The 22606-nt window shown below is 36.1% G+C and carries 22 protein-coding genes; 16 read left to right on the forward strand and 6 right to left on the reverse strand.

The genetic code is table 11. The features are described from left to right. Window positions 1–5: 5 nt before the first annotated feature. From ABID46_RS05640 to asnB, 4 genes are all read right to left on the reverse strand, one after another. On the reverse strand, window positions 6–1301 hold the full coding sequence (locus ABID46_RS05640) for an MFS transporter (RefSeq protein WP_354507953.1): 1296 nt from the start codon (window positions 1299–1301) through the stop codon (window positions 6–8). Window positions 1302–1351: 50 nt separating this feature from the next. Continuing rightward, window positions 1352–2365, reverse strand: a complete 1014-nt coding sequence (locus tag ABID46_RS05645; protein ID WP_354507955.1) for an LLM class flavin-dependent oxidoreductase — start codon at window positions 2363–2365, stop codon at window positions 1352–1354. A gap of 72 nt (window positions 2366–2437) precedes the next feature. Beyond that, window positions 2438–2599, reverse strand: a complete 162-nt coding sequence (locus tag ABID46_RS05650) for a GNAT family N-acetyltransferase (RefSeq protein ID WP_354507957.1) — start codon at window positions 2597–2599, stop codon at window positions 2438–2440. Window positions 2600–2609: 10 nt separating this feature from the next. Then, the gene (gene asnB / locus ABID46_RS05655) at window positions 2610–4280 is read right to left on the reverse strand and encodes an asparagine synthase B (protein WP_354507959.1); all 1671 of its coding nucleotides are present in this window, start codon (window positions 4278–4280) and stop codon (window positions 2610–2612) included. Between the two features lie 174 nt (window positions 4281–4454). On the opposite strand from asnB, the gene ABID46_RS05660 reads away from it, so the two are divergent. The 13 genes from ABID46_RS05660 (at window position 4455) to ABID46_RS05720 (ending at window position 18584) form a co-directional block, all read left to right on the forward strand. Next, entirely contained in the window at window positions 4455–6137 is a 1683-nt protein-coding gene (locus ABID46_RS05660; RefSeq protein WP_354507961.1) for a PNGase F N-terminal domain-containing protein, read from the forward strand. A 51-nt stretch (window positions 6138–6188) separates the two neighbouring features. After that, window positions 6189–7349: an acyl-CoA dehydrogenase family protein gene (locus ABID46_RS05665; RefSeq protein ID WP_354507963.1), complete on the forward strand. Its 1161-nt coding sequence runs from the start codon at window positions 6189–6191 to the stop codon at window positions 7347–7349. 105 nt (window positions 7350–7454) lie between these two features. Continuing rightward, entirely contained in the window at window positions 7455–8654 is a 1200-nt protein-coding gene (locus ABID46_RS05670) for a dihydrolipoamide acetyltransferase family protein (protein WP_435529323.1), read from the forward strand. 12 nt (window positions 8655–8666) lie between these two features. Next, on the forward strand, window positions 8667–8894 hold the full coding sequence (locus tag ABID46_RS05675) for a DUF1456 family protein (RefSeq protein WP_354507967.1): 228 nt from the start codon (window positions 8667–8669) through the stop codon (window positions 8892–8894). 86 nt (window positions 8895–8980) lie between these two features. After that, a complete protein-coding gene (locus ABID46_RS05680; RefSeq protein ID WP_354507969.1) occupies window positions 8981–10330 on the forward strand; it encodes a DEAD/DEAH box helicase in 1350 nt (449 codons plus the stop codon). A 116-nt stretch (window positions 10331–10446) separates the two neighbouring features. Further along, on the forward strand, window positions 10447–11085 hold the full coding sequence (locus ABID46_RS05685; RefSeq protein WP_354507971.1) for a DUF4290 domain-containing protein: 639 nt from the start codon (window positions 10447–10449) through the stop codon (window positions 11083–11085). Window positions 11086–11094: 9 nt separating this feature from the next. Beyond that, window positions 11095–12408, forward strand: coding sequence for a UDP-N-acetylglucosamine 1-carboxyvinyltransferase (gene murA, locus ABID46_RS05690; RefSeq protein ID WP_354507973.1), 1314 nt, complete (start codon window positions 11095–11097; stop codon window positions 12406–12408). Between the two features lie 29 nt (window positions 12409–12437). After that, window positions 12438–13112 (forward strand): VTT domain-containing protein, encoded by a 675-nt coding sequence (locus ABID46_RS05695; RefSeq protein WP_354507975.1) that lies wholly within the window; start codon window positions 12438–12440, stop codon window positions 13110–13112. Next, window positions 13109–13834, forward strand: coding sequence for a shikimate dehydrogenase family protein (locus ABID46_RS05700; RefSeq protein WP_354507977.1), 726 nt, complete (start codon window positions 13109–13111; stop codon window positions 13832–13834). The genes ABID46_RS05695 and ABID46_RS05700 overlap by 4 nt, the downstream gene beginning before the upstream one ends. 48 nt (window positions 13835–13882) lie before the next feature. After that, window positions 13883–15889, forward strand: a complete 2007-nt coding sequence (locus tag ABID46_RS05705; RefSeq protein ID WP_354507979.1) for a DUF349 domain-containing protein — start codon at window positions 13883–13885, stop codon at window positions 15887–15889. 71 nt (window positions 15890–15960) lie between these two features. Further along, window positions 15961–16986, forward strand: a complete 1026-nt coding sequence (gene ribD / locus ABID46_RS05710) for a bifunctional diaminohydroxyphosphoribosylaminopyrimidine deaminase/5-amino-6-(5-phosphoribosylamino)uracil reductase RibD (RefSeq protein ID WP_354507981.1) — start codon at window positions 15961–15963, stop codon at window positions 16984–16986. Further along, entirely contained in the window at window positions 16983–17588 is a 606-nt protein-coding gene (locus tag ABID46_RS05715; RefSeq protein ID WP_354507983.1) for an IMPACT family protein, read from the forward strand. Before ribD ends, ABID46_RS05715 begins: the two co-directional genes overlap by 4 nt. Before the next feature lie 42 nt (window positions 17589–17630). Then, window positions 17631–18584 carry a YiiG family protein gene (locus ABID46_RS05720; RefSeq protein WP_354507985.1) on the forward strand — a complete coding sequence of 318 codons (954 nt, stop codon included), beginning with the start codon at window positions 17631–17633 and terminating at the stop codon, window positions 18582–18584. On the opposite strand, the gene ABID46_RS05725 is transcribed toward ABID46_RS05720, so the two are convergent. Then, entirely contained in the window at window positions 18581–18997 is a 417-nt protein-coding gene (locus tag ABID46_RS05725) for an acyl-CoA thioesterase (RefSeq protein WP_354507987.1), read from the reverse strand. The two genes, ABID46_RS05720 and ABID46_RS05725, sit on opposite strands and share 4 nt — an antisense overlap. A gap of 178 nt (window positions 18998–19175) precedes the next feature. Between ABID46_RS05725 and dnaA the strand changes: the two genes are divergently transcribed. Genes dnaA through ABID46_RS05740 form a run of 3 tightly spaced genes read left to right on the forward strand, consistent with a single transcriptional unit; the run spans window position 19176 to window position 21753 of the window. Next, entirely contained in the window at window positions 19176–20606 is a 1431-nt protein-coding gene (dnaA, locus tag ABID46_RS05730) for a chromosomal replication initiator protein DnaA (RefSeq protein ID WP_354507989.1), read from the forward strand. Window positions 20607–20614: 8 nt separating this feature from the next. Beyond that, window positions 20615–21046, forward strand: a complete 432-nt coding sequence (locus ABID46_RS05735) for a low molecular weight protein-tyrosine-phosphatase (RefSeq protein ID WP_354507991.1) — start codon at window positions 20615–20617, stop codon at window positions 21044–21046. Continuing rightward, window positions 21046–21753 carry an SAM-dependent methyltransferase gene (locus tag ABID46_RS05740; protein WP_354507993.1) on the forward strand — a complete coding sequence of 236 codons (708 nt, stop codon included), beginning with the start codon at window positions 21046–21048 and terminating at the stop codon, window positions 21751–21753. The genes ABID46_RS05735 and ABID46_RS05740 overlap by 1 nt, the downstream gene beginning before the upstream one ends. Window positions 21754–21762: 9 nt before the next feature. On the opposite strand, the gene ABID46_RS05745 is transcribed toward ABID46_RS05740, so the two are convergent. Next, a complete protein-coding gene (locus ABID46_RS05745) occupies window positions 21763–22596 on the reverse strand; it encodes an OmpA/MotB family protein (RefSeq protein WP_354507995.1) in 834 nt (277 codons plus the stop codon). Between the last annotated feature and the right edge of the window lie 10 nt (window positions 22597–22606).

Raw genomic sequence — 22606 nt, forward strand, 5'->3', positions numbered from 1 at the left:
TTGATTTATTTCGAAATTTTTGCGGTTTTTTCCATTTTCAAAAAACACATGATGATGAAACTAACAATGAACGAGAAGCCCATCGTCAAAGTCGAAACTTTCATTCCATCGGTCATTTCAATGATAATTCCAAAGATGAAAAGTCCCAAACACAATGCCACTTTTTCAAACACATCATAAAAACTAAAAAAGGTTGTATGATCTTCAGTTGGTGGCAAAAGTTTCGCATAGGTCGAACGCGATAATGCTTGAATTCCGCCCATAACCAATCCAACCAATGCTGCCATCAAGTAAAATTGCATCTCAACGCTCGGACTGTCTTTGTTGATTAAATATCCGATTAAACAAACAATGACCCAAATGAAAATTCCAATCAATAAAGTATTTCGGTTTCCGATTTTTCCCGATAAAAAAGAAAATAACCATGCGCCTAAAATCGCTTCCAATTGAATCAACAAAATCGTCATAATCAATTTGTCGGTACTCAATCCGATTTCCTTTTCGCCAAAAATCGCTGCAATCAAGAAAATCGTTTGCATTCCCAAACTATAAAAGAAAAAGGAGCCCAGAAAAATTCTGATTCGGGAAATGCTTTTCAATTGATTCCAAGTTTTATTCAATTCCTTAAAACTCGATTGAATGATATTTTTCGGAATTTTTTTATCGTAAACTGTGTTGGGAAGTCGATTGAAGGTAATTTGAGCAAATCCCATCCACCACAATCCGACCAAAACAAAACTCAATCTTGTATAAAATCCGGAGTTTTCTTTGCCAATGAACATGATCATTACCAAACAAATCACCAATAAAATCACAGAACCAACATATCCCACCATAAATCCTTGCGCCGAAGTCTTGTCAATGCGATCTTCGGTGACAATTTCGGGCAAATAGGAATTGTAAAATACCAAACTTCCCCAGTAACCAATCGCTGCCAAAAGGTTGAGCAATAATCCCAACCAAATATTTTCCGATGTGAAAAAGAAAAGCCCAATACAACTAAAGGAACCCAAATAACAGAAAAATTGTAAAAATCTTTTTTTATTTCCAACGGTGTCGGCAATAGACGATAAAATAGGCGATAAAATGATGACCAAGAAAAAACAAATTGCCAACGAAAAGGTAAACGCAGAAGCAGGGTCAAAACCCAAAAAACGGATGGGTTCCAAGGAATCTGATTTGGTAACCGTGCTATAATAAATCGGGAAAACAGCCGACGCAATTACCAAGGAATGGACAGAATTGGCCCAATCATAAAACTTCCAAGCATTGACTATTTTTGGATTGTTCTTTTCAATCATATTGAGATTTTGATGAGTAAAGATAAAAATTCAAGTTCAACCTAAATAAATTAATCAAAATTCTGATTGAATTCTTTGAAAACTTGACTGGTTATTTCGTAGGATTTCAATTTGGATTCAAAATCATAAATATTGGAATACACCATGATTTCGTCCAAATTCAAATCTTGAATAAGTTGCGAGATTTTCGATTTTAAAATTTCCTTGTCCCCAATTAAACTTAAGGCAGTCATTTGCATCACACGCTGGTAAAGCATTTCGCTCATGTCTTCCAAATTTGTGTTTTCTGGATGCACAAGTGGCGCACGTTGATCCAACAATAAATTGACGATTGCTTGATAATGGGAGAGGGAAATGTATTGGGCTTCGTCTTCGGTTTCTGCTGCAAAAACACTCACACATAGCATGGAATAAGGTTTGTCTAAAAATTTGCTTGGTGTAAATCTGGACTGATAAATTTCAAACGCTTGTCGAAATTGTCCTGGCGCAAAATGTCCAGCAAACGCATAAGGCATCCCTAATTTCGCTGCCAAATATGCACTATCGGTACTCGATCCTAAAATATACAAGGGAACATTGGCTCCTTCACCTGGAAAAGCACGGACTTTCGCATTTGCATTTTCAGTGCTGAAATAGCGCAATAATTCCTGAATATGGTATTCAAAATTGTAATTGAAATTTTCATCGCCTCGTCTCAAAACACTTGCCGTTAGAGGATCCGTTCCCGGAGCTCGGCCCAATCCCAAATCAATTCGGTTGGGAAACATCGCATCCAAAGTTCCAAATTGTTCAGCAATGGACAAAGTGGTATGATTGGGCAGCATAATTCCTCCAGAACCTACGCGGATGCTTTGGGTTTGTTGAGCTACATGACCGATCAATAGGGAAGTAGCAGCGCTGATGACGCTTGGCATATTGTGATGTTCAGAAAACCAATAACGCTCATAGCCAAATTTCTCGGCAGCTTGTGCAGACAAAACCGACTTTTCAAATGTTTGCGTGTAAGTATCTCCTTCTAAAACAGTAGCTAAATCAAGAATCGAATAACGTATTTCCTTTGACATTGAATTCAATTTGCTTCAAAAATACAAATACTCTTTTCGAATATCGAATGGAATGCTAGCATTAACTAATTCTTAAAATCTTCTGCTTTTAATTTGTATATCAACCGAAGAGAAAGCTTCCTCGCCAGTGTATCGAATAACATTGGGATTCAGATTCAATTTGTAGAAATTAGAGGCATCTTTTGTTTCAAATTCACGTAAAATCAAACGTTCGGTTTCCAAAATTTGTTTCATTCTAAAAATCTCAGTCTTTATAGGCTTCGTTGTGCACATTGGCTACGGCACGTCCCGAAGGGTCATTTAGATTTTGAAAAGAAGCATCCCAAAGCAAAGCTTGAGGTGTTGAACACGCCACAGATTTGGCATAGGGAACTGTCAAAGCTGCTGTATTGGATGGGAAATGTTCTTCAAAAATGGTTCGGTAGAAATATTCTTCTTTGCTCATTGGCGGATTCACTGGAAATCTTGATTCAGTATTTAACAATTGATTATCGGTCACTTTTTCATTGACTAATTTTTTCAAGGTATCAATCCAATTGTAGCCAACGCCATCGGAAAATTGTTCTTTTTGACGCCAAGCGATTTCTTTCGGCAAATAATCTTCAAATGCTTTGCGAACCACCCATTTTTCAATTCGTCCGTTTTTGATCATTTTATCGTCGGGATTCAATCGCATCGCGACATCGATGAATTCTTTGTCCAAAAAGGGAACGCGCGCTTCAATTCCCCAAGCCGCCATTGATTTGTTGGCGCGTAAGTTATCGTACAAATACAATTTGCTTAGTTTTCGAACATTTTCTTCGTGAAATTCTTGGGCATTGGGTGCTTTGTGGAAATACAAATATCCGCCAAAAATTTCATCTGATCCTTCACCCGATAAAACCATTTTGATTCCCATTGACTTGATGACACGCGCCATTAAATACATTGGAGTAGAAGCACGAACGGTGGTCACATCGTAGGTTTCGAGGAAATAAATCACATCGCGTATGGCATCCAATCCTTCTTGAATGGTGAAATGGATTTCGTGGTGAATTGTTCCGATATGTTCGGCTGCTAATTTCGCTGCTTTCAAATCGGGTGAGCCTTCCAAACCTACTGCAAAGGAATGCAATTGTGGATACCAAGCTTCTTCCTTGTCCTCGGATTCAATTCGATTTCTGGCAAATTTTTTGGTAATCGCAGCGATAACCGAAGAATCCAATCCGCCTGAAAGCAAAACGCCATAGGGAACATCGGACATCAATTGGCGATGAACAGCATCTTCCAACGCTTTTCGAAGTTCTGAAATATCAGTTGTGTTGTTTTTTACATTTTCAAATTCTTCCCAATCTCGTTGGTACCATTTTTTAGGTTCCAAACTTTCGGAACTATCGATGTAATGCCCTGGAGGGAAGGTTTTGATGGTGGAACAAACGCCTTCCAAAGCTTTTAATTCGGAGGCGACAAAAAATTGGCCGTTATTATCCGTTCCATAATACAAAGGAATAATTCCCATATGGTCACGCGCAATGAGGAACGAATTTTTCTCTTCATCGTAAAGCGCAAACGCGAAAATTCCATTGAGATCATCTAAGAATTTGTTTCCTTTTTCTTGGTACAAAGCCAAAATCACTTCACAATCACTTTGGGTTTTGAAGGGATAATTTGGAAATAAATTTCGAAGTTCTTTATGGTTGTAAATTTCGCCGTTTACGGCTAAAATGAATTGGTTGTTATTTCCGTACAAAGGTTGTTTTCCCGAAGTCGGATCGACAATTGCCAAACGCTCGTGCGATAAAATGGCTTGGTCGTTTGTATAAATTCCCGACCAATCGGGTCCTCTATGACGAATTCGTTTGGACATCTCCAAGACTTTCGGACGAAGCATCTCAGAGGGTTCTTGCAATAAAAATGCACCTATAATTCCACACATATTGTTTGATTTAAGTTGAGTTAGAATGAATTTAGACTGCAATTTAGGTATATTTTACTCGAATTATTTCATTTTTTAATAAGGAATTTACCTTTGATCAAATAGGAATATTCCTTATTTCATCTTAGGAAAACGGCTTCATTTCCCTAAGTTTGTAAGAACTAAAGCACAAAAATGAGGACACATAATTTTTTATTTCTTTTTCTAATTTTTCAATTCACTTGGGCACAGATAAAGTTTCAATCACCAACGGTTACCCAAATTACCTATTTGGTTTCGAGTAATGGTACAGAAATTCCCCATCAAAATCCAATTTGGGTTTTTGCAAATTCAAATTCGTTTTTGATCACAACACAAAATAATTTTTCTGGAAAAGGTCCCTATCCATTTGAGCAAAATTTTGTCGAACCATCTTCCAAAAAAATAGCGCAATTCGCATTTCTTTCAGAGAACGAAATCTTCAAATTCATCGATGATGAATCTATTTCCAAACAAACATTTGAATTCTTACCTGAAACCAAAACGATTTTGGGTTACAAATGCAAAAAAGCGAAAACAGTTATCAATTCCAATACAATTGAAATTTGGTACAACGATGAATCCAAATTGAAAGCAAGTCCATCTATTTTAGGAGCGAATTTAGGATTGGTTTTGGAAGTGATTCGAAATGGTAACCATAGCATCAAAGCATCAGAAATAAAGAAAGAAAAAACGAAACTTCCTGAATTTTTGAGCAATTCATCCATTCCTGAATTGGAAAAAATTGAATACCAAGATCGCATTTGGAAAGCCCGATTTACGACCATTCCGGTTTTTGAGAATCAATTGATTCATTGGTCCGAAGAATTTGAACCCAAAGAAGGCGTGATGCGATTTGCCAACGGAACAATTGCCGTGAAAAAACTAAAATTTCCAAAAATTGAAGCTTCTGATTTGGTTTTCTTGGATTTATTGGAAGAATCCAATGGTGATGCCTACGATAGAACAGGAACGGTATTTTTAATTCCAACCGATAAAAAGCAAAGTTTCTTAGATGGATTAGAGAATGGAGCCGAAACCTTACCGATTTATGACAATGGAAACGGCAAAAAATACCAAGGTGTTGGGGCGACGGATAATTATTCACCATTGATTGAATTAATGCGTTTCTTCACGCCTTTTGGTGTGAAGCATTTCAATGATCGCGTAACCTTAAAAGATAAAGTCTGGCACGAAGTCGTTCCGTATCGTCAAGATATTTCAAGCTATTCTTCTTTGTTAAGCGAGAAGGAAGTCTATTTAGGTGTGTTCATCGGAAACTACGACAAAGGCGGTCACCGAATCTCGATGAACGTCACGATTCATAAAAGTTTTGGGGAAGAAAAAGAAACGAAAAAAGTCGTTCCCTTATTCAATACCTTAAATGTGATGGAAATGGCCGGACAAGAATATGCGACAATGTTCAATGTGGACAAAGGTTTAGAAATGGAATTTGAACTAAAGGAACCTTTGAAAAACGCTCAATTGCGTTACATCACCACGGGACACGGCGGATGGGGAAATGGTGACGAATTCGTTCCAAAGAAAAACACGATTTTACTCAATGGAAAAATAATTTTCGATTTGATTCCTTGGCGGGAAGATTGTGGTTCTTATCGTCTGTTCAATCCTGTTTCGGGAAATTTTGGCAATGGATTGTCATCTTCCGATTTGAGTCGATCCAATTGGTGTCCCGCAACAGTGACCAATCCCTACATCATTGAACTAGGGAATTTGCCTGCAGGAAAGCATAAAATCCAAGTGAAAATTCCTCAGGGTGAGCCCGAAGGAACAAGTTTTAGCTCTTGGAATATTTCGGGAATTTTAATTGGGAATTAATTCGTTCAATTCCTTACTTTTGCAATCAATTTTCAAAACAAACTAAAAAGAATGAACACCGATTACTTTCAAATAGATGACTTATTAACCGAAGAAAATAAGTTGGTACGTCAAAGTGTACGTGAATTCGTCAACCAAGAAATTAAACCTATCATTGATAACGCTGCGCATGAACATACCGATATCCCTGGATTGATGCCAAAATTGGGTGCAATTGGAGCTTTAGGCCCCTATATTCCGGAACAATACGGAGGAGCAGGATTAGATCAAATTTCGTATGGATTGATTATGCAAGAATTGGAAGCGGGAGACAGTGCTGTACGTTCAGCGGCTTCTGTTCAATCTTCTTTGGTAATGTATCCGATTTATACGTTTGGATCAGAAGAGCAACGTATGAAATACTTACCAAAATTGGCAAGTGGAGAAATGATTGGATGTTTTGGTTTGACAGAACCTAACCACGGATCAAATCCAGCAGGAATGGAAACGCGCGTTGTGGACAAAGGCGATCATTATGTTTTAAATGGAGCCAAAATGTGGATCACGAATTCTCCAATTGCCGATATCGCTGTGGTTTGGGCGAGAGACGAAGAAGGAAAAATCCGCGGAATGATTGTAGAACGTGGAATGGAAGGATTCTCAACTCCAGAAACACATCATAAATGGTCGTTACGTGCATCAAAAACAGGTGAATTGGTTTTTGAAAACGTGATCGTTCCAAAAGAAAATGTATTGCCAAACGTGAGCAGCTTAAGAGGACCACTTTCTTGTTTGAATTCTGCTCGTTACGGAATTTCTTGGGGTGTAATCGGAGCCGCAATTGATTGTTATGAAGTAGCTTTAAAATATTCATTGGAAAGAAATCAATTCGGGAAACCAATCGCTTCCTTCCAATTGCAACAAAAGAAATTAGCTGAATTCATCACCGAAATCACCAAAGCACAATTATTGGCTTGGAGATTGGGAACGTTGAAAAATGAAGACAAAGCTTCACCAGCGCAAATTTCAATGGCAAAACGTAATAACGTGAAAATGGCAATCGATATCGCACGCGAATCACGTCAGATTTTAGGTGGAATGGGTATCGTTGGAGATTATCCGATGATGCGTCACGCTGCGAACCTCGAATCCGTTATTACCTACGAAGGAACACACGATATTCATTTGTTGATTACGGGTAACGACATTACGGGAATCAACGCATTCGAATAAATAAACTAGTATCAAGTATCGAGTAGCAGGAAAAATTCTTACTGCTCGATACTTACTACTTGATACTTCAGCAAAATGAAAGAAATTCAAATTCTACTTCCCAAAATGGGGGAGAGCGTTATGGAAGCAACCATCACCAATTGGTTGAAGCAACCTGGCGATAAAATTGAAAAAGACGAACTTTTCGTGACCATCGGTACCGATAAAGTGGATTCCGATTTGCCTTCTGAATACGAAGGAATTCTAAAAGAAATCTTGGTTCAAGAAGGAGAAGAAACCAAAGTCGGAAGACCGATTGCTATTTTGGAAGTTTCGGCGGATACCGTTGTTCATACTGAAAAGGTAGAAATCCAAGAAGCTGAAATTGCTACGTCAAATTCCTCAGTGGAATTATTGGAAACCAAATCTTTGGATGGGAAATCCTTTCTTTCGCCGGTCGTTCGTAGAATTGCAGCAGAAATCGGATTGGAAATCGAAGATTTGAAGAAAATCGTTCCAACAGGAGAAAACGGTCGCATCAGAAAAGTCGATATTTTAAAATACTTAAAAAAGGACGAAAAACCTGTTCAAGCAGGTCCGGTTTCGACAAAATTAAATTTGAATATTCAACCTGAAGATACCGTTGAGGCTTTGCCGAGAATTCGACAAATTGCTGCGCAACATTTGCAATCTTCCTATCAAATCATTCCGCACGTTACGACTTTTTGCGAAGTAAATGTGTCGAATTTGGTAGCACATCGAGAAGCCATAAAAGATTCCTTTCAAAAGGAAAATGGGGTGAAAGTAACCTATACGCATTTCATTATGAAAGCGGTTGTTGACACCTTGATAGAATTCCCGAAATTCAATGCTTGGATGAACGAAGACGAATTGATTACGAAAGCGGACATCAATTTAGGTTTTGCTACGGCACTTCCAGATGGGAATTTAATCGTTCCCAATGTGAAGAAAGTCAACGAAATGAGTTTGAAGGAAATCATCGAAAACGTGAATTTAATTGGAAACAATGCCAAATCGAACCAATTGAAATCAACCGATATTCAAGACACGACGTTTACTGTTTCCAATACAGGAATTTTTGGAAGCTTGATGGGAACACCGATCATCAGCCGACCACAAGTAGCGGTTTTGGCTTTGGGCGAAATTCGTTCAGGAGCTGGAGTAGTTGTGATAAACAGAAAAGAAGAATTGGCTGTTTGTAAAATGATGATGCTTTCTTTGTCCTATGACCATCGCGTGATTGACGGTGCCTTAGCGTCTCAGTTCTTAAGTTCGTTAAAGAAACGATTGGAGAATATTCAATAAAAAATCAATGAAATGAGCAATAACGATATCATGAAAAAATTGCGCGTAGCGCTGAAACTAAGAGACGATGAAATTATTGCCATTTGTGCGTTGGTCGATTTTAAAATCTCTAAAAGTGAGTTAGGAGCAATTTTCAGACATGAAGATCATCCGAATTTCAAACCTTGCGGAGATCAGTTTTTACGAAATTTTTTAAATGGTTTGGTGATCCATATGCGAGGGCCAATACCAGAAAAATAATAAGTTGAAAGGTTCAGTTTGAACCTTTTTTTCATTTATATAAAGGTTTAATTTCATTGAACTACCTTTGCAAAAATTCAATTTTCATGGAATCATTTCAAGATTTTAATTTATCGAAACAAATTCATAACGCTTTAGATGAATTAAATTTAACGCAACCAACTCCCATTCAGGCTCAATCTTATTCGGTCATTCAATCGGGAAAAGATATGGTGGGTATCGCCCAAACTGGAACGGGGAAAACTTTGGCGTATTTGCTTCCATTGATTCAAAATTTGACTTATTCCAAACAAGGACAACCCCGAATTTTGATTTTGGTTCCTACGCGTGAACTGGTTTTGCAAGTTGTGGAAGAAATCGAAAAGCTAACGGTTTACAAATTTGTTCGCGTCAAAGGCGTTTACGGAGGAGTGAACATGAATACCCAGAAAATTGAATTGGAAGAAGGTGCCGATATTTTGGTGGCGACTCCAGGTCGTTTGTATGATTTGGCTTTGAGCAAAGCAGTGAATTTGAAAACGATTAAAAAATTGGTTTTAGATGAGGTAGATGTGATGTTGGATTTAGGATTTCGATTCCAAATCAATAATATTTTTGAATTGATGCCCGAAAAACGTCAGAACATTATGTTTTCGGCGACGATGACCGATGAGATTGATCAAATGATTACGGATTCTTTCTATGATCCGATTCGTGTTTCGGTTGCCATGAGTGGAAAGCCTTTGGAAAACATTTCGCAAGAAGTGTATTGGGTGAAAAATTTCAATACCAAAGTCAATTTATTGTCCTATTTGCTTTCTGACAGAGAAGCTTTTCATAAAGTAATGGTGTTCGTTTCCAATAAAAAACGTGCCGATTTATTGTTTGAATCTCTGCAAGAAAATTTTGGTGAAGAAATGGCGATTATTCATTCCAATAAATCCCAAAATTACCGTATTAGATCTATCCGTCAATTTGATGAAGGTTTCAATCGAATTTTAATCGCAACTGACGTAATGGCTCGAGGATTGGATTTGGAAAATGTTTCGCATGTTATCAATTTCGACACACCTGATTTCCCTGAAAATTACATTCATCGAATTGGTCGAAGTGGACGAGCAGGAAAAAAAGGACATTCGATTTTGTTTTATACCGAAGCCGAATCAAAATTCAAAGATGCGATTGAAGAATTGATGCAATACAAAATTCCTCAAAAAGATTTTCCAGAAGAGGTCGAGATTTCCAATGAATTGATTTACGAAGAAAAACCAAAAATTGAACAACCGGTTGTCGTTATTCCAAAAAAAGTGGAAGGTGGTGCGAGCTTCCATGAAAAAAAGGAAAAGAACAAAAAAGTTAATTTAGGCGGTTCTTACAAACGAAAATTGGCAGAAAAATACAAGAAGCCGAAAACACGTGGTGATAAGAATTTTAACAAGCGAAATAAAAAGAAATAATCCATTTTCTTTTTTGTTGAATTCTTAATAAATGTGAAAGTTTCATAGGTTTTCATTTAATCTATTCCATATTTCCTATACAAAATCGTACTTTTGTCCATATTCGTATAAAAAATATGGAATACAATACTGCGAGAACCAATCTCATCATCCCAGAATATGGTCGTCACATCCAAAAAATGGTGGATCATTGTATGTCAATTGAGGATGAAAAAGAACGAAATGAATTTGCTCAAATTATCATAGAAGTGATGGGAGAATTAAATCCGCATTTGCGTGATATCCCTGACTTTCAACATAAATTATGGGACCAATTGTTTATCATGTCCAAGTTCAAATTGGATGTGAAGTCTCCATATCCGATTCCGACTCAAGAAGAGGTATATAGCAAACCCAACAAAGTTGCTTATCCAAAAGATGAGTACAAGTACAAATACTACGGAAAAAACATTCGTCGTATGATCAAAGTTGCCTTAGAATGGGAAGGTGATAAACAAGAAGGATTGGTCATGGTGATTGCCAATCACATGAAGAAATGTTATTTGATTTGGAATAAAGACACTGTTGATGATAAAACGATTTTCAACCATTTGTACGAATTGTCTGACAGTAAAATTGATTTGCGTAACACAGAAGAAACTCTTCTTTCACCAGATCGTTTACAAGTCAATACCGTAAATACTTCTCGCAAAAACACCAACAACAAGCAGAAGAATCAAAATAATCGCAACAATAATTTCAAACAAAAAAAATAAGTTCCGTCAATGTCTGTATTTCAAATCAGAGGAGGTAATCGTTTAAGTGGAGAAATCATCCCGCAAGGTGCCAAAAACGAAGTCTTACAAATTTTATGTGCAGTGCTTTTAACAACAGAGCCAGTACGTATCAAAAATATTCCAGATATCCGAGACGTCAATCGTTTGATTGAAATTTTGGCTGATTTAGGTGTGAAAATCCAGAAAAATGCCAAAGGTGATTATACCTTCCAAGCAGACAATATTCAGATGGATTATTTGCAATCCAAAGAATTCAAAAAAGATGGTGCTTCTTTACGAGGATCCATTATGTTGATGGGGCCATTATTAGCGAAATATGGGAAAGCCTATATGCCAAAACCTGGTGGAGATAAAATTGGAAGAAGACGTTTGGATACGCACTTCCAAGGATTCATCAATTTAGGCGCAAATTATCGATTTGTTGATGGTGAAGATTTTTATGGAGTTGAAATCGATGAGAAAAAAGGATTGGTTGGAACCTATATGTTACTGGAAGAAGCTTCCGTTACAGGAACAGCAAATATTGTAATGGCTGCTGTTTTGGCAAAAGGAAAAACAACGATTTACAATGCGGCTTGTGAACCTTATTTACAGCAATTATGTAAAATGTTGGTGCGAATGGGCGCCAAAATAGAAGGGATTGGTTCCAATTTGTTAACAATTGAAGGAGTCGAATATTTAGGAGGAACGGAACATACTGTCTTGCCCGATATGATTGAAATTGGCTCATGGATTGGATTGGCAGCGATGACCAAATCTGAATTGACCATCAAAGATGTTTCTTGGGAAAATTTGGGAGTGATTCCAGATGTTTTCCGAAAAATGGGAATTCAATTGGAAAAATCCAATGACGATATTTACATTCCAGCACAAGAACATTATAAAATACAAAAATTCATGGACGGTTCTATTTTGACTGTTTCAGATGCGCCTTGGCCTGGGTTTACACCCGATTTATTAAGTATTATCTTGGTCATAGCAACCCAAGCGAAAGGTAGCGTTTTGGTGCACCAAAAAATGTTTGAAAGCCGATTGTTTTTTGTCGATAAATTGATAGACATGGGAGCGCAGATAATTTTGTGTGACCCACATAGGGCAACGGTTATCGGTTTGAACCATGAAACCCCATTACGTGGAACAACCATGAGTTCACCTGACATCAGAGCCGGAATTTCACTTTTGATTGCTGCACTATCAGCCAAAGGTAAAAGTGTGATTCATAATATTGAACAAATTGACAGAGGGTACGAACAAATCGATACAAGATTACGAGCAATTGGGGCCGATATCATTCGTGCATAGTTTTTGCTAAACTAAATTAAAAAACATCCATGCAAGAAATTTTTGACTTTATTGCAAATTTCGTTTCTCGACCCGATAAGGTCTTGATGGATTTTATCAATAATTATGGCAATTGGATTTATGTATTTCTTTTTGTTATCATTTTTGCCGAAACAGGATTGATTATCGCTTCTTTTATTATGCCTTTTCTTCCAGGAGATGCTTTAATCTTTGCCATTGGGATGATTGCCGCGAACGATAGCCAAAACCATTTGCATATCGAATACATTATTCCGATTTTAATGGCGGCAGCTATTTTAGGAGACACTGTTAATTATTATGTAGGAAGCCGATTTGGAAATTGGTTGTTGGCCAATCCTGGGAAATTTTACATTCAACCGAAACACATAGAAAAAGCTACGGAATTTTTCAACGAACACGGAAAAAAAGCGATTATCATTGCACGATTTATGCCTGTCGTTAGAACCATCATTCCGTTTATTTGCGGCACAACTCGATTGGATTATAGAACCTTTATCACCTATAGTTTTATTGGTGCAGTTTTATGGGTAGGAGTGATTTCCATGTTGGGTTATTTTTTAGGCGGATTTGAAATTGTTCAAAATAATTTAGAATATTTCATCTTCGGAATTATTGTTGCTGCCAATTTACCATTGATAAGTCGTCTGATTAAAGGCGCTTTGAACAAATCAAAAACCTCATGAAAGAATTTGGATTAATCGGTCGAAATATTTCGTACTCATTTTCTGAGAAATATTTCGCTGAAAAATTCCAAAAAGAAAATATTTCGGATTCAACTTATCAAATCTTTGATTTGGACTCAATTGAAGAAGTAGAACAACTTTTTCGGAATCCCAATTTAATCGGATTGAACGTTACGATTCCGTATAAAGAAGCCATTTTGCCATATTTAGATGAATTGGATCATGTTGCCCAAGAAATTGGAGCAGTTAATTGTGTGAAAATCATAAATGGGCGTAGAATTGGATTCAATACTGATGCTTATGGATTTGAAAAATCACTCGAACCTTTATTAGAATTTTGCCATCAGGATGCATTAATATTGGGTGATGGTGGAGCTGCAAAAGCAGTGAAATTTTGTCTCAATAAGCATTTAATTAATTTTAAAACCGTTACTCGTCAAGGTGATTTGAAATTTTCCGATCTAACAGATGAACTTATTTCCAATCATTTACTCATCATCAATTGTACACCCATTGGAACCTTTCCAAAAGTTGATGCCTATCCAGATATTCCGTACAATTCTATTTCTTCACAGCATTTATTGTACGATTTGATTTACAATCCAGATAAGACCGAATTTTTAAAAAGAGGAGAAAAAAAGGGAGCGAAAATCAAAAATGGTTTGGAAATGTTGATTTTGCAAGCCGAAAAATCTTGGGAAATTTGGAATTCTTCTTTGTAAATCCCATCTGTTTTAGTTAGATTTGTTAACCAAAAACTATTATTTGTTATGACGACTGAATTGGATAACCTGCACAATGAGGCAGATGGAGAAAAAGCTCAAAACCTAAATTCTCAAGAAAATACTCAAGATTCTACCGAAAATCAACCGGTTGAAAATGAGAATTCAACTCCTGAGGAAAGCCCTGTTAATACTCCATCTGAAGAAGCGGAAGATTACAAAGTAGAATCTCATGAAGAGGAAGCAGAAGAAGTAGAAAATGTGGAAGAAGAAATTCCATTTAAAAATTACGACGATTTCTCTGTTGCCATTTTGATTGGGGAAGCCAAAGATTTGTTGGCCAAACATCCTGCGCGAAAGTTACGTGAACATTTCAATCAAATTCGTGATGCGGTAAAACGTAAATTGGACGAAGAAGAATCCATGAAACGTGATGCATTTCTAGAAGAAGGTGGTGAAGCAGCAGATTTTCATTATGATAATCCGGCACGTAGAGAATTCAACGCTGTTTACAATGATTATAGAAGGCAAATAGATAGTTTCTACAAAGAGCAAGAAAAAAATCAACAAGAAAATTTGAAAGAAAGACTTCAAATCATTGATGAGTTGAAAGCTCTTTATCAAGAACAAAATACAGAAAATACCAATATTTTCTCCATATTTAGAAATTTGAAAACACGTTGGCACAATGCAGGTCCAGTACCAAAAGCTCAAGCCGGAAATGTTTTCAAAACCTATTTTCACCATTTGGATAATTTCTATGAATATTTAGATTTTAACAAAGAACTTCGTGAATTGGATTATGCGCATAACTTACAAGTAAGAGAATCCATCATCAAACGCGCAGAGGAATTGGTAGGAGAGGAGAATGTTCAAAAAGCTTTGAATGAACTTCAATACTTACACAGACTTTGGAAGGAAGAAGCGGTTCCTGTTGCAGAAGAAATGCGCGAAGTGACTTGGCAGAAATTCAAAGATTTGACGCATAAGATTCATGATCGTAAAGCGGAATTAGGTGAAAAAATCAAAGCAGAACAAGAAGAAAATTTAACCAAGAAACAAGCTATTTTGGATGAGATTGCTGTCTTGTCTCAAAATCCTGAGAAAAAATCACATGGTGAATGGCAATCAGGAATCAAACGTTTGAATACCTTACGTGAAAATTTCTTGGCAATTGGACGAGTTCCAAAAGAATACAACCAAAAAATGTGGGATGCTTTCAAAGCAGCTACACGTGATTTTAACCATAGCAAAAACGAATTCTACAAATCTCTAAAATCTGAACAACAAACGAATTTGGAGAAAAAACAAGAATTGTTACGTATTGCGAAAGAACACGCCAATAGTACGGATTGGAATGCTTCTGTTCAAGTAATCAAACGTATTCAAGCCGATTGGAAGAAAATTGGGCACGTTCCACGTAAATTTTCCGATTCCATTTGGAAAGAATTCAAAGATGCATGTAATTTATTTTTCGATAACTACAAAGAACGCGGAAATCAAGTTAACCAAGCGTTTGAAGAGAATTTTGTGAAGAAAGAAGCGCTTTTAGAAGAAGTGAGAAATTTCAAAACTCAAGGAAATGCAGAAGCAGATTTATCAGCTGTGAATGATTTCAATGTTCGTTGGAATAGTATTGGAAAGGTGCCTGCTGCAAAAATGAGCATCAACCAAGACTTTAATAAAGCGATAAACGAAATTGTGAAATCCCTTGGTTTGTCTGACAATGAAATTCAAGATTTCAAAATGGCTGCTTTGGTGGACCAAATTAAATCTGGGCAAGATGGACGATTATTGGATGATGAAATCCGTAAGTCGCGCAAAATGATCGACGATTTAGAGAAGGAAATTAATCAATTGGAAACCAATGTTGGGTTTTTCGCCAATGCCAATGCCGATAGTCCTTTGTTGAAAGACGTTTTCAAACAGATTGAAGAAAAAAGATCTCGCTTGGTTGATACCGAAATTCGATTGAGAAAATTGCTTCAAATTGATTTCAACGATGAGGTAGAAGAAAATCAATCCAATCAAGGAGAGGAACAATCTGAAGATTAAAAAGAAATAAAATAGATATATACACCTCATGAGTTTTTGGCTTATGAGGTGTTTTTTTAATAGATAGATCAATGAATTTTGATGAGCAAATGATGCAAAGATGCTTAGAACTTGCCAATTTGGGACTTGGACTGACTTATCCAAATCCTTTGGTTGGTTGTGTCATTGTACATGAAAACAAAATTATCGCAGAAGGATGGCATAAAAAAGCAGGAAGTCCACATGCCGAAGTCTATGCTATACAGCAGATTCAAGATGTGGAAATTTTGAAAAACTCAACGCTTTATGTTTCTTTAGAACCCTGTGCGCACTTTGGGAAAACGCCTCCTTGTGCAGATTTGATTGTCAAACATCAAATACCAAAAGTTGTGATAGGTACACAAGATCCTTTTTCCAAAGTAAATGGTTTGGGGATTGAGAAATTGCGTAATGCTGGAATCGAGGTGAAGGTTGGTGTTTTAGAAAAAGATTGTCAAGAAGTAAACAAACGGTTTTTTCATTTTCATCAATTTAAACGTCCTTATGTGATTTTAAAGTGGGCAGAAACTGCAAATGGTAGGATGGGAAGCTTAGATGATAAACAAAAGTGGATCTCAAATTCCTATTCCAAACAACTTGTTCATCTTTGGAGAACTCAGGAACAAGCAATTTTGGTGGGTACCAATACAGCTAAAATTGATAATCCTCAACTAAATGCTCGTTTGTGGTCGGGAAATCAACCCATTCGAGTGGTTGTAGATCGAAAATTAGAATTATCAAAAGATTTGCATTTGTTTGATAAAAGTCAGCCTACATTAGTTTTGACAGAAAAGGAGCAAGAAAATGAATCGAATCTTCAGTTTGAACAAATTTCATTTGGTGATGATTTTATAGAATCTATTGTGAAGAAATTATATGAAAGCAATATTCAGTCAGTTATAATTGAAGGAGGGAAAAAAGTCTTGGAACAATTTATAGAGTCTGGAAATTGGGATGAAGCAAGAATTATAACATCCAACAAAGTATGGGAAGAGGGATTGGTCGCGCCCAAAATTGACGGAATCTTGCAGAAAGAATGGAAGGTTGAACAGGATAATATTAAGATTCTGACAAGATGATATATTCGTATAAAACAATCGATCAGGCAATTGAAAATATTGATTTTAAAGAAAAGGGAAGTAAATTCATAGGATTTGGTTATCCGGTCGAAGATGAGGGAGAAGTAAAAGAAAAGTTGATTGAATTATGGGAACGATTTCCCGATGCTACGCATATTTGTTACGCCTATCGTTTGGGATTAAACGGTGAGATTTATCGAGCAAATGATGATGGTGAACCTTCAGGAAGTGCTGGATTGCCCATTTACAATCAGATTGTATCCAAAGAAATTACCAATGTTTTGGTTGCAAGCGTGAGATTTTATGGTGGAACGAAATTGGGTGTGAGTGGATTGGTAAAAGCCTATAAATTATCAGCTCAAATGGTTTTGGAAGAAGCTATTTTGGTTGAGAAACACTTAACAGAAAAGATATTGATTGAATTTACCTATGAAGATCAAGGAAATGTGATGAGAAATATTGATAAATCACAAGTAGAAGTTTTGAAAACGAATTTTGGAATGTCCTGTACATTAGAGGTTAAGGTTAGGAAAGATCAGAAAGAGAAATTTATTTCCTTATTTGAACCTTTATATCAAGTAAAATTAACCGATTTAAACTGATTTATCCTTATCTTTCAGTCAGTTTAATATTTATATTAATCTATGAGGTGTTTCTATAAATTACCTTCTCTACTACTACTATTTTTATTGTTTGTTGCTTGTAATTTCAATTCAGAAAATTACAATTTTATAAATAAGCCTGGAATTATTTCTAGTGATGATGCTGTTGCTATTATCCATTATAACAATGGATTGGTAGAGTTGACAGATGCGCAATTGGAATACATAACCTATGTCAATCGAAATTTAAAGCTAATCGAAACGGGTTTAGTAAAAAGCAATGAACCCATTTTGATTTCAAAAATTACCGATGTTTTTTATTTCAACATCAAAGAATTGTCAGATGTTAACAAAGAACTTCCTAGGTCTGTCTTTGATAAATCTCAAATTGAATATTTTGAAAAGAATGTTCAATTAATGAATCAAACATTTGAAGATGTTCGTATGAGATATCAAATTTTGGAGAACTATATTTTGAACCAAGAGTATCTCGCAGATAAGGGAATAGAAGGAGTTAGTCAATTAAAAGCTTTGCAAAAAGTCATTGACGTATATTTTGATATGAGCGATTTGGTCATGGATAGAATTGTGGATTTGTCCAATGAGGCAGAAAAGGAAGTTATCAAAGATCATCCATTAAAAGATTTTATCTATGCCATGCAGGAAAGCTCTGATTTGGTTTCTTTTTTTGTTGATCGTGCAGTAGATCGTTCCAACTTGTATGAAGAAGATAAAGCAGTTTATAAACAGTTATTAGTTGAACTTAAAATTCATCATAAAAAAATAGCCGAAATGGATCAAAATGTATTCAAAGAATTTTCAGAAAAACGAATCTTTTTTGAAGGCTATTTAGGGGCTTTAAATGATTTCATCATACTGGGAGAAAAAGTAACAAAACAAACCAATATTTCTGGAAATTTCAGCAATGAACAAATCAATGAATTGTTAATAAGTGAAGAGTTCTTGCGAAACTTTTACAACGATTTTGTGGACTAATTTTGGTTAGCGTAATCCTCCATTTTTTTCGTTAAATATTCGGGACAACGTATAGGTTTTCGCGTATCTTTATCGATGAATGCTAACACAACAAAACCTTCGGTGATGACTTCGCCGAGATCGTTGGTAATACTGTACTCAAATCGAAATCTAACGCTCTTTGGAATTTCAGGAATTCGCGTGTTGATGTGTAATAAATCATCGTAATAGGCAGGTTTTAAATATTTTATACCCAAATCTACAACAGGTAGCATAATGCCATTGGCTTCTAATTCTTTATACGGTAGACCCAATTCACGGAAAAATTCTACTCTTGCAACTTCAAAATAAGATGGATAATTACCGTGGTAAACTACTCCCATTTGGTCGGTTTCACCATATCTTACGCGTACTGAAATTTTTGTCGAAATCATCTTAAAGTAAAGGATTAAATCGTTACAAAGATATTTTGAAAAAGTCAATAGGCAATTGGTTTTTTTTACTAAAAATTTATGAGCACTTTTGCTTTAACGAAAAAACCAACTATATTAGTAGGCTAATCGCTTGTGTGACCTAATATTAACCTTTAAGAAAACTAGAATTTTAATAACTATGGGAAAAACTGCAGAATCGGTTTGGAAAAATTGTTTGAATTTTGTGAAAGACAACATTCAAGAACAAGCTTTCAAAACTTGGTTTTCTCCTATTCAGCCTATTAAGCTAAATGAAAACATTTTAACAATTCAAGTGCCAAGTAAATTCTTTTACGAGTGGTTAGAAGAGCATTATATTAAATTGTTGAAAATAGCTTTACAAAAGGAATTAGGAAAGGACGCTAAATTAGTGTATAGTATTGTCATGGATCAGAAATATTCTGGTAAAGATCCTTATACAGTAAAAATTCCTAGTTCTAATCGTGAGAAATTGCAATTGCAAGAAGTAGATGCGCCTTTGCCTATAGATAGCAAAAAGGTGAAAAATCCATTTATCATTCCTGGATTGCAAAAAATCAAAATTGATTCACAATTAAATACCAATAACAACTTCCATAACTTCATTGAAGGGGAAACCAACCGATTGGCTCGTTCTGCAGGGAAAGCGGTTGCAAAACGCCCTGGTGGAACTTCCTTTAACCCATTGTTTATTTACGGTGGAGTAGGATTGGGGAAAACGCATTTGGCACATGCCATTGGATTGGAAGCAAAAGAAAATCATCCCGATAAAACAGTATTGTACGTTTCAACCGAAAAGTTTACCCAACAATTCATTGATTCAGTACAAAGTAACAACCGAAATGATTTCATTCATTTCTATCAAATGATCGATATTTTAATCATCGATGATGTGCAATTTTTATCAGGTAAAAAAGCAACGCAAGAAGCATTCTTCCATATATTCAATCATTTGCATCAAAAAGGGAATCAGATTATTTTAACGTCTGATAAACCACCTGTTGATATTCAAGATATGGAACAACGATTAATCTCTCGTTTCAAATGGGGATTGTCTGCAGATCTTCAAGCGCCAGATTATGAAACCCGTTTGGCCATCTTAAAGCACAAAGTCGAAAAAGACGGTTTGGAGATGCCAGAAGAAGTGGTAGACCATATTGCGAAAAACATCAAAACCAATGTTCGTGAGTTGGAAGGTTGTTTGAATTCGATCATAGCACAAGCAACTTTAAACAAAAAGGAAATTACCTTGGAATTGACACAAAAAACTTTGTCCAATTTCATTAACAATACGAGAAAGGAAATTTCCATTGATTATATCCAACGTTTGGTATGTGATTATTTCAAAATTCCAGTAGATCAAATTCAGTCCAAAACCAGAAAACGTGATGTAGTTCAAGCTCGACAATTGGCGATGTTCTTTGCGAAGAAATACACCAAAGCCTCTTTGTCAAGCATTGGTTCACAGATTGGAAACCGTGATCATGCTACCGTTTTGCATGCGTGTAAGACCGTTAAAAACTTGTCCGAAACCGATAAGATTTTTAGAGGATACGTGGAGGATATCAATCGAAAAATTACGATCGAATAATTGACTCCATGAAAATTTTAATGGTCTGTTTGGGTAACATTTGTCGTTCGCCATTGGCAGAAGGCATTATGAGACATCGAACAGATGGAAATTGGATAGTAGATTCTGCAGGTACAGGTAATTGGCATGTTGGAAACCGTCCCGATAAGCGTTCCATTGCAATTGCACAAAAATATGGAATCGATATCTCTACTCAGAGAGCAAGACAATTTTCCTCAAAAGATTTCGATCAATTTGATCTGATATTTGCGATGGATTCTTCCAATTATACTGATATTTTGGAATTAGCAAAGACAGATGAGCATCGATCCAAAGTAAAACTCATGCTAGGTGAAGGAAATGTTCCCGATCCTTATTATGGAGGAGATGATGGTTTTGAACATGTTTTTCAATTATTGGATGAAGCAATTCAGGACTTCATTCTTCAACATAGATCTTAATGGCATCAAAATTATATTTAATTCCAACTTTGTTGGGAAATGATGATTTTCAACGTTCTTTACCGGCTTACAATCTTTCGATTGTGGAGTCAATCCAAATTTTTGTCGTTGAAAACGAAAAGTCCGCACGAAAATTTATCAAAACAATTTTACCAGAAAAGAAACAATCCGAATTGGAAATACATCTATTGGATAAAAATACTTCTGGTGAAGAGTTGCATGAATTGAGCAAATTGTTTCAACGAAATCAGCCCATTGGAATTTTGTCCGAAGCTGGTCTTCCAGCTGTTGCTGATCCTGGTGCGAGATTGGTTCGTTTGGCTCATCAACAATCCATTCAAGTTGTACCATTGGTTGGCCCATCTTCCATACTACTTGCTTTAATGGCTTCTGGAATGAATGGGCAACAATTTAGTTTTCATGGATATTTGCCAATTGATAAAGTGGAACGTAAAAAAGCCATTCAAAAATTGGAAGCGGATAGTCGTAAAAATCGGTCTACGATGATTTTTATGGAAACGCCTTATCGAAACAACCAATTGCTAGAAGATTTGGTAAAAATTTGTCAACCCAATACTTCTGTTTGTGTTGCTGCCAATATTACAATGGAGGATGAGTTTATCCTCACTTTACCAATCAAAGAATGGAGCAAAAAAAAGACGGACTTTCATAAAAAGCCCGCCATTTTTATTTTAGAATCGTATTGATTTACATTCTTAGTTAGTTTCTGGAGCTTGTCCAATCAATTCCATGAACTCATCTAACTGAGGAGTAATGATAATTTGTGTACGACGGTTTTTCGCTCTACCTTGATCGGTTGCGTTAGAAGCCACTGGATTGTATTCTCCACGTCCTCCTGCTGTCATACGTTTTGGATCAACACCGTGTTGATTTTGTAATGCTTGTACAACAGAAGATGCACGTAAAGCACTTAAATCCCAGTTATTACGGATATTTTCTTTCTTAATTGGCACATTGTCTGTGTTTCCTTCAATGATTACATCATAATCTTTGTAATCTTTGATGATTTTGGCAATTTTCGATAATGTTTCGTTAGCAGCTGGGCTAATTTCGTAGCTTCCAGATCTGTATAACATATTGTCAGACAATGAAATAAATACCACACCTTTTAAAACCTGAACATCAACGTCTTTTAATTCTTCACGACTTAAAGAGCGTGTCAAGTTGTTGGTTAACACCATGTTTAAGGAATCATTCTTACGATTGATTTCAGTTAAGTGTTTGATGTATTTGTTGGAAGCATTGATTTCATCAACTAATTTTGCAATATTAGCTCCTCCTTGTTTGCTACCAGCTAAACACTCTGTAAGAGCATTTTGTAGGCTAGTCATATTGTTTCTTTCAGCTTGAATAGCATCTTGTAAGCCTTCAATTCTAGATTTAGCCGCTGCCAATTCAGTTTGACATCCTTGGTTTTCAGCATAAACGCTATTGAAACGATTTTGAAGTTCATCATACTTCTTTTGAGGAACACATCCTGTTAACACTACCGCTGCTACTGCAACTACTGATAAAATGGATAATCTCATAAAAATTTAT

This window comes from Moheibacter stercoris, from assembly GCF_040545805.1.
Lineage (GTDB): Bacteria > Bacteroidota > Bacteroidia > Flavobacteriales > Weeksellaceae > Moheibacter > Moheibacter stercoris.

What these genes read in the sequence shown, in the direction of transcription:
- ABID46_RS05640 (WP_354507953.1), bottom strand. Translation starts at nt 1,301, where the DNA reads ATGATTGAAAAGAACAATCCAAAAATAGTCAATGCTTGGAAGTTTTAT.
- ABID46_RS05645 (WP_354507955.1), bottom strand. Translation starts at nt 2,365, where the DNA reads ATGTCAAAGGAAATACGTTATTCGATTCTTGATTTAGCTACTGTTTTA.
- ABID46_RS05650 (WP_354507957.1), bottom strand. Translation starts at nt 2,599, where the DNA reads ATGAAACAAATTTTGGAAACCGAACGTTTGATTTTACGTGAATTTGAA.
- asnB (WP_354507959.1), bottom strand. Translation starts at nt 4,280, where the DNA reads ATGTGTGGAATTATAGGTGCATTTTTATTGCAAGAACCCTCTGAGATG.
- ABID46_RS05660 (WP_354507961.1), top strand. Translation starts at nt 4,455, where the DNA reads ATGAGGACACATAATTTTTTATTTCTTTTTCTAATTTTTCAATTCACT.
- ABID46_RS05665 (WP_354507963.1), top strand. Translation starts at nt 6,189, where the DNA reads ATGAACACCGATTACTTTCAAATAGATGACTTATTAACCGAAGAAAAT.
- ABID46_RS05670 (WP_435529323.1), top strand. Translation starts at nt 7,455, where the DNA reads ATGGGGGAGAGCGTTATGGAAGCAACCATCACCAATTGGTTGAAGCAA.
- ABID46_RS05675 (WP_354507967.1), top strand. Translation starts at nt 8,667, where the DNA reads ATGAGCAATAACGATATCATGAAAAAATTGCGCGTAGCGCTGAAACTA.
- ABID46_RS05680 (WP_354507969.1), top strand. Translation starts at nt 8,981, where the DNA reads ATGGAATCATTTCAAGATTTTAATTTATCGAAACAAATTCATAACGCT.
- ABID46_RS05685 (WP_354507971.1), top strand. Translation starts at nt 10,447, where the DNA reads ATGGAATACAATACTGCGAGAACCAATCTCATCATCCCAGAATATGGT.
- murA (WP_354507973.1), top strand. Translation starts at nt 11,095, where the DNA reads ATGTCTGTATTTCAAATCAGAGGAGGTAATCGTTTAAGTGGAGAAATC.
- ABID46_RS05695 (WP_354507975.1), top strand. Translation starts at nt 12,438, where the DNA reads ATGCAAGAAATTTTTGACTTTATTGCAAATTTCGTTTCTCGACCCGAT.
- ABID46_RS05700 (WP_354507977.1), top strand. Translation starts at nt 13,109, where the DNA reads ATGAAAGAATTTGGATTAATCGGTCGAAATATTTCGTACTCATTTTCT.
- ABID46_RS05705 (WP_354507979.1), top strand. Translation starts at nt 13,883, where the DNA reads ATGACGACTGAATTGGATAACCTGCACAATGAGGCAGATGGAGAAAAA.
- ribD (WP_354507981.1), top strand. Translation starts at nt 15,961, where the DNA reads ATGAATTTTGATGAGCAAATGATGCAAAGATGCTTAGAACTTGCCAAT.
- ABID46_RS05715 (WP_354507983.1), top strand. Translation starts at nt 16,983, where the DNA reads ATGATATATTCGTATAAAACAATCGATCAGGCAATTGAAAATATTGAT.
- ABID46_RS05720 (WP_354507985.1), top strand. Translation starts at nt 17,631, where the DNA reads ATGAGGTGTTTCTATAAATTACCTTCTCTACTACTACTATTTTTATTG.
- ABID46_RS05725 (WP_354507987.1), bottom strand. Translation starts at nt 18,997, where the DNA reads ATGATTTCGACAAAAATTTCAGTACGCGTAAGATATGGTGAAACCGAC.
- dnaA (WP_354507989.1), top strand. Translation starts at nt 19,176, where the DNA reads ATGGGAAAAACTGCAGAATCGGTTTGGAAAAATTGTTTGAATTTTGTG.
- ABID46_RS05735 (WP_354507991.1), top strand. Translation starts at nt 20,615, where the DNA reads ATGAAAATTTTAATGGTCTGTTTGGGTAACATTTGTCGTTCGCCATTG.
- ABID46_RS05740 (WP_354507993.1), top strand. Translation starts at nt 21,046, where the DNA reads ATGGCATCAAAATTATATTTAATTCCAACTTTGTTGGGAAATGATGAT.
- ABID46_RS05745 (WP_354507995.1), bottom strand. Translation starts at nt 22,596, where the DNA reads ATGAGATTATCCATTTTATCAGTAGTTGCAGTAGCAGCGGTAGTGTTA.